Raw genomic sequence first — 591 nt, forward strand, 5'->3', positions numbered from 1 at the left:
GGCCGCAATCGGTCGCATTCGTCGCCCGGTCCTCTGAATCCCGTGGTGGTCGGGAGTCCAGCTCCGACAGCGGCTAGATCAGTGCGACTCGACGAACAGGGCAACCACCTCTGAAGCTCATCTCGGCATGACAGCGCTGTTCTGCGACCCGCGTGGTCACCAACGGGCGGGGTGTCAGGCGGCGAGGTGGTTGATGAGCCTTTGGGTGAAGTGGAGTTCTGCGGGCGTGAGGGTCTGGTCGCCGGTGGTGCCGGTGACTCTCCGTGTTCCGGTCTGATCGACCAGGTAGTGCGCCCCGTGGGGATCTCGCCAGATCACGATCCCGGGGAAGGGTTGTCGTACCTCCCAACCCGCATGCGTCTTGATCCGGTGATGGGTCCTGGTCAACGGTCCGAGGTTCCCCACCGTGGTGGGCCCGCCCTCGGAGTACGGGATGGCGTGGTCCAGGTCCATCCGCCGACTGGTGTTGGCCGCGTAGGGGAACACGTCACCGGGATGGATCAGGTGCACTGCCTCCCTCATCCGGGACGGGATCTCGTACGCATCGACCGGTGCCTGGTTGTTCAGGTCGATCACCGGTGCCACCCGCAC

Annotated in this window: 1 protein-coding gene; it reads right to left on the reverse strand. The window is 65.3% G+C overall.

Annotation, left to right across the window (positions count from 1 at the left end):
- Positions 1-174 precede the first annotated feature (174 nt).
- A partial coding sequence (locus ACOADB_RS01880) for an HNH endonuclease signature motif containing protein (protein ID WP_378596214.1) occupies positions 175-591 on the reverse strand: 417 nt, incomplete at its 5' end.

It is taken from the genome of Nocardioides sp. CPCC 206348 (assembly GCF_048654705.1).
In the GTDB taxonomy this organism is placed as follows: Bacteria; Actinomycetota; Actinomycetes; order Propionibacteriales; family Nocardioidaceae; genus Nocardioides.